The sequence below is a fragment of the Acinetobacter sp. ANC 3882 genome (assembly GCF_022549545.1).
Taxonomy (GTDB): domain Bacteria; phylum Pseudomonadota; class Gammaproteobacteria; order Pseudomonadales; family Moraxellaceae; genus Acinetobacter.
Window position 1 is genome coordinate 1 of the sequence record NZ_JAKZGB010000018.1, and the last position, 5,107, is coordinate 5,107.

General features: G+C 35.8%; 8 protein-coding genes. All 8 read left to right on the forward strand.

What is annotated here, in order from left to right:
• The first annotated feature begins 286 nt into the window (after window positions 1-286).
• The gene (locus tag MMO42_RS18035) at window positions 287-832 is read left to right on the forward strand and encodes a hypothetical protein (protein WP_241321567.1); all 546 of its coding nucleotides are present in this window, start codon (window positions 287-289) and stop codon (window positions 830-832) included.
• A gap of 62 nt (window positions 833-894) precedes the next feature.
• The gene (locus MMO42_RS18040) at window positions 895-1,068 is read left to right on the forward strand and encodes a hypothetical protein (RefSeq protein ID WP_241321568.1); all 174 of its coding nucleotides are present in this window, start codon (window positions 895-897) and stop codon (window positions 1,066-1,068) included.
• A 627-nt stretch (window positions 1,069-1,695) separates the two neighbouring features.
• On the forward strand, window positions 1,696-1,863 hold the full coding sequence (locus MMO42_RS18045; RefSeq protein WP_241321569.1) for a hypothetical protein: 168 nt from the start codon (window positions 1,696-1,698) through the stop codon (window positions 1,861-1,863).
• 50 nt (window positions 1,864-1,913) lie between these two features.
• Window positions 1,914-2,189, forward strand: coding sequence for a type II toxin-antitoxin system RelB/DinJ family antitoxin (locus MMO42_RS18050; protein WP_241321570.1), 276 nt, complete (start codon window positions 1,914-1,916; stop codon window positions 2,187-2,189).
• On the forward strand, window positions 2,167-2,499 hold the full coding sequence (locus tag MMO42_RS18055; protein WP_241321571.1) for a type II toxin-antitoxin system YafQ family toxin: 333 nt from the start codon (window positions 2,167-2,169) through the stop codon (window positions 2,497-2,499). The genes MMO42_RS18050 and MMO42_RS18055 overlap by 23 nt, the downstream gene beginning before the upstream one ends.
• A 28-nt stretch (window positions 2,500-2,527) precedes the next feature.
• The gene (locus MMO42_RS18060; protein WP_241321572.1) at window positions 2,528-2,725 is read left to right on the forward strand and encodes a hypothetical protein; all 198 of its coding nucleotides are present in this window, start codon (window positions 2,528-2,530) and stop codon (window positions 2,723-2,725) included.
• A 338-nt stretch (window positions 2,726-3,063) separates the two neighbouring features.
• A complete protein-coding gene (locus MMO42_RS18065; RefSeq protein ID WP_241321573.1) occupies window positions 3,064-3,567 on the forward strand; it encodes a plasmid replication DNA-binding protein in 504 nt (167 codons plus the stop codon).
• A 76-nt stretch (window positions 3,568-3,643) separates the two neighbouring features.
• Window positions 3,644-4,189: a hypothetical protein gene (locus MMO42_RS18070; protein WP_241321574.1), complete on the forward strand. Its 546-nt coding sequence runs from the start codon at window positions 3,644-3,646 to the stop codon at window positions 4,187-4,189.
• Window positions 4,190-5,107: the final 918 nt, after the last annotated feature.

Below are 5,107 nucleotides of genomic sequence, written 5' to 3' on the forward strand. Positions count from 1 at the left end.
AAAATCACCCCCCAAGATATATATTCAGAATATTGATGACGAATAGATATCGAGAAACCATTGATAACGTATTTTTATAAAAAGATAAATTATATCAATAGTTTGTTAGTTCAATTTGTAAAAAAAATTACATTATATTAATTAAGATATTAATTTTTCTGTAAATATAAATATTTAGTTGTGATTTTTTTAGATATTCATTGAATTTATAACCATCACTAAATATTTGAATTGCAATAATTTTTTTAATAATATGTGTTCTATAGATTGATAAGTAGAAAGTGATATGTCTGAACGTGGAAAGATAGCTAGATCTAAAAAGATAGCAAAAACTTATAAAGAGCGTCGCGAAAAACTTTGGCCTGAATTAACAGATTCAGATTTTTGGTCAAAGGATAATAAAGGCTTTGTATGTGTACCTAGAGCTATGCCGATCTTGATGCTGATAATGGATCATTTTTCACCAAACAAGCCATTGTCGAAAACGTATTTTTCACTTTGGGCACGTTGTTTTGATGAAATGATTGTTAGGGCTGATAACCAAGTTGTTTTAGCTACTGAAGCAGGGTTTTCAGGTGAACGTAAAGTTACAACTTGGAAGTCTCGAATCCAGAAGTTAGAAGATTTAGGATTTATAAAATCGAAAGAAGCTTTTGATGGTGACCTTATTGTCCTATTAAACCCATTTAAGGTTGCTTTAAAGCTGTTTGAAAAGGATAAATCTCAAGCACTTTTAATGCTAAGAGATGCTTTGGAAACAAGAGTCTTAGAGGTTAATTCCAAAGATTTAATCAATTTAGAGGATATGGAAACAGAGGAGGTAGAAGAATGATTACTTAAAGTTATTTAATCTAAAATATTAATTTTATCAACTAGTTAGTCTCGGAGAAACTCATGGCTAATTTACACAAGATGAGCATAAAAGCTCTAAACCGTAACCTTAACAAAAAGGATTTAATTTATGACAGTACAAGACGTTATTTTATTGATAAGCATTATGCCTATGCATGGATGGGGAGTGATATTCATCATAGCATTAGCATTGTTAGTCTTAGCAGTGAACACTAAGACAAATATAAAAATCAACATTAAAGCAAAAACATGAGATTACGAAATTCTGCCAAGAAAGTAGTAATCCTAGATAGATAGGAGGTATATAAAAGGGCGAGTCTGATCCACTCGTCCTTTCTATGTCCATAAGTAAGATTAGCACAAAGTATGTGTTTATCAGTATTAATAATATTTTCTAAAATTAACATAATGCACGTTATACGAAACGCTTGGAATTTCTCTATAAGCATCAATATCTTAGTCAAAGCCGTTCCAGGTTTCAGCGCACTAGAACGGCTTTTTCATGATTATTCACGTTCCACGCCTATTCTTTGATCAATGTTTCACATCTTTGTTTAGCTCCAGTGAATAATCTTAGTGATCTTGGAGCTGTTGACAGTACTTAGGAATATTGAATAACCCCCTCTATTTCAGTCTATATAATTGGTATCGACTTTAAATTTTGGTCGATATGAAAATAAAAGGAAGCCCTTCCGTCTGACTTTATTTCATCTTTTCCTACAAATTTAAGGCGTATTCAGAGCCTTAAAACTCTTTGTATTTATTGAGTGCCGAAAACACCCAACAAACCATCATACGAAGAAATTTTTAATAGGCTCATCGGCAATCAAAGGACTTAGAAAGATGAGTGAAGTTTTAATTAGCAATTTAATTGAATATCGAGATGTAGTTGCATTGATGGTGTGGTGGCTTTATCGAAAGGCTGAAAAGATCTCCGTAAAAGGCAATCTCACATTTTCTTTTGGTGAGAGAGGAGCAAACAAAGATGATAAAGACAGTGATGAGGAATAATTTATGTTATTATGTATCTCATTTGAGTTACATAACATTCAGGTGAAGATATGACTTCTCAAACCTCAATGCTACACGTTCGAATTGATGATGAAACAAAGCTACAGGCGCAACAAGCTTTGAAATCAATGGGGATGTCTGTTTCTGACGCTGTACGAATCTTTCTGACTCGTGTCGTGGCGGAACAGGCTATTCCATTCGATGTACGTGTACCTAATACCACAACTGTAGCGGCCATGAATGAAGCTGATGCACTTATTCAAGCCAAGAAAGCCCGTTTTGAAACTGTAGAAGACTTGTTTAATGACCTCGAAAAAATCAGCTAAAGATAAACGGGCCGTTTTACCTCGATCATCGGACTACACCAAAGAGTTTTTAGCGGATTGGCAAAGGCTTTCTCGTAGTGGTCGTTATGACATGGGGAATCTTAAAGAGGTCATGATGCTGATTATTGCCAATGATGAGCCTTTAGGTGCTGAATGGGTTGATCATGCGCTAAGTGGTAACCAATGGAAAAACTGCCGTGAACTGCATGTCGGTGGTGATTTTCTGTTGATCTATCGTATCGAGCCACTCTCTAAGTTTGAGATGGTGGTTTTTGTACGTACTGGAACACATAGTGAATTATTCAAATAGCTAAACACCAAACAAGAGGATATGGTCTATGACGAATACAGCAAAGTTACAAGACGCTTTTAGAGTGGCAAAAGGCATTGTAGACCATGAGTTTCCCCAAGAAGTGATTGATGCCTGTCGAGAAGCTGATGAAGCAAGACAACAGCGCATCTTGAGTGGTGAGACAACCTTTGAACAAGAGGATGCTGCACTCATGGCAGAATGGAGACGATTGAACCCTAAATAAGCCTGTACGAGCTTAAATTGGATTTATTTTGGTGTTTATTTATCAAAAAAGAGCAAATTTCATCAAATTAAAGCAAACGGTTTTATCAAAAAAGCGCAACTAAAAGCAAAAATTAGCAAATAAGATCAAATAAAGGCAAATCCTAGTGTGTGGTATGTATCAAATAATGGCAAATATACGCAAACTGGAATTTGTACGATGAGGCAAGATGTGTATTGTACTAGTACATGCAAGCTGTACTACCCCAATACCTACACAATTCGCATACGCTCAATGTGTCATCTTGTCCTACGGAGCTGTTTGTTTATTTACACCAAAAGATCATGCCAGGAAAAAATATGTCGTTACTTACAATCCTTGAAGCATCAAAACAGTTCAAAGTTGGTAGGACGAGTATTTATAAAGCAATTAAACGAGGGGACATTACTCCACGTCTAAATGCCCAAAATATTCAGGTAATTGATGCACAAGATATGGTACGTGTCTTTGGTGGATCTGTTTCCAAATCTGTTTCTGGAAACCGTACACCAGTTGTTTCTGGGAACAACGAGGAACTGGTGCGAGAATTGCGAGCACAGATACAAGATTTAAAGCAGGATAAAGAGTTCTTAAAGCAAGAAATGGCAAGCATTAGAAGTGATTTTGATGACTTCAAGTTGATGATTGAATACAAGGGTAAATCAGATATATCAGAAACAGGTGAAACAGTTTCGGAACAGGCTGGAAACAGTTTTGGTGTACAAGAAGAACAGCAAAGGGAACAGATCGAAACAGATAAAAAACAACCCCAAAAAACAGAAAAAAAGCGGTTTGGTTTTTTAAGACGGCTTTTGGGTGATTAACTAGAAGATTCATTATTCAAAGTTTATAAGTTATAACCATAAATTATGTATTTCATCTTTTTGGATTTTGATATTTATGAGCCTAACACCTAATACCAAAGTAACACTTTCACTTAGTGCATTTGGTGCAATATTATTAGGAATAATTACTTTTCTTAGTTATGTAAAAGCTGACACGCCAACATCGAATAAAGAGTCTGTAGCTACTCCAGCAATACAAAATATTCAAAATAATAATAACTTTTCTAATCCATCAAGTTCATCCTCTCCTCAGAACTATCAGAATCATGCTAGTAATAGTAATGAAAAATTAGTGGCTAGGAATGCTTATTTAGAGAATGAGAATGCCCAATTAAGAAGTAATATTGTTGCGTGGAAAAAGCATAGCGATGAGCAAAGCCAAGAAATTAATAGGTTAAATAAAGTTCTTATTGGTCGAAAAGAGGCTATTGATGCAATAGCCAAATTAAATAAAGACAATAGTGAATATTTTAAGGCAATACAAACTGAAGGAATGTTTACTCCAACTACAGAGCAGAAAGCTGATTATCGGAATGCAATCGCTCAAAATATTGAGCTTATCAAAGGCTATCAGGCCCAGTTAGGACCCTTATCAAATTAATTTTTTTGTGATTAATTGATTTAATAAAATATATTCAAGAAAAAAGCCCTGATGTCTTGCAACATACAGGGCTTTCTCGTAAATTGTTGGTACGCAGTTATTTGATGTTCGAACCATCGAATAACGAAGATCATAAGGTTTGGCGACCGTTATGATTTCACCTTGCGGCTTGTACCTAGACTCTATTTTCACAATAACCTAGGTTATATGCAAGCCAAATCTTGAAAAACTTCGTTATTGATACATTTGTGAACATCAAATAAGCAATATTAGATCGAGCTTTGCCCGCTTCTGCGTGTCCGTTTTATACGGTTGGCATGTGGTGTGGGTGGAAGGAATTAAGCGACGCTAGCGCACCACAGCGATTGTTTTAGAGGAATCTAAGGCAGGAGTTGCTACTAGGGGAAATCGACAAAGCAACAGCGTGATGAGTAGCTCAGGAATGCTTTAAATTGTATGTTGGGGAAACCCTCACAGAGATAAGTGAACTGAACGGTTTGGGAACGTGTCGATGCGGTGTGTGAGCCGTAATCTCAGCCTATGTAGGAAAGCACAATTACCTACTGTCGTGGACAACCGATGCGTGGCTCCGTCAGCCCATAATTGGTATTCGGCAATACTTTAAGAGCAAGCAAATTTTTGCAGGCTCTTAGGGTGAGTATTGCCGAAACTCCCTCAACGTTCACCATCAGCCTAAAGGGCTTGCCCGACGGCTGGGGTGATCTTGAGGGAGTTCGCACATTAAATCTTTATAAATCTGTACTTTTTTTACTTATTATAATAAAAAAATTTAGCGATTTTAAAAATATAGTCCCCCCTCTTAAAAATCACCCCCCAAGATATATATTCAGAATATTGATGACGAATAGATATCGAGAAACCATTGATAACGTATTTTTATAAAAAGATAAATTATAT

Bases quoted from the DNA above. Each gene is read 5' to 3' on its own strand.
- MMO42_RS18065 (WP_241321573.1), top strand. From the start codon at position 3,064: ATGTCGTTACTTACAATCCTTGAAGCATCAAAACAGTTCAAAGTTGGT.
- MMO42_RS18050 (WP_241321570.1), top strand. From the start codon at position 1,914: ATGACTTCTCAAACCTCAATGCTACACGTTCGAATTGATGATGAAACA.
- MMO42_RS18060 (WP_241321572.1), top strand. From the start codon at position 2,528: ATGACGAATACAGCAAAGTTACAAGACGCTTTTAGAGTGGCAAAAGGC.
- MMO42_RS18070 (WP_241321574.1), top strand. From the start codon at position 3,644: ATGAGCCTAACACCTAATACCAAAGTAACACTTTCACTTAGTGCATTT.
- MMO42_RS18035 (WP_241321567.1), top strand. From the start codon at position 287: ATGTCTGAACGTGGAAAGATAGCTAGATCTAAAAAGATAGCAAAAACT.
- MMO42_RS18055 (WP_241321571.1), top strand. From the start codon at position 2,167: ATGACCTCGAAAAAATCAGCTAAAGATAAACGGGCCGTTTTACCTCGA.
- MMO42_RS18045 (WP_241321569.1), top strand. From the start codon at position 1,696: ATGAGTGAAGTTTTAATTAGCAATTTAATTGAATATCGAGATGTAGTT.
- MMO42_RS18040 (WP_241321568.1), top strand. From the start codon at position 895: ATGGCTAATTTACACAAGATGAGCATAAAAGCTCTAAACCGTAACCTT.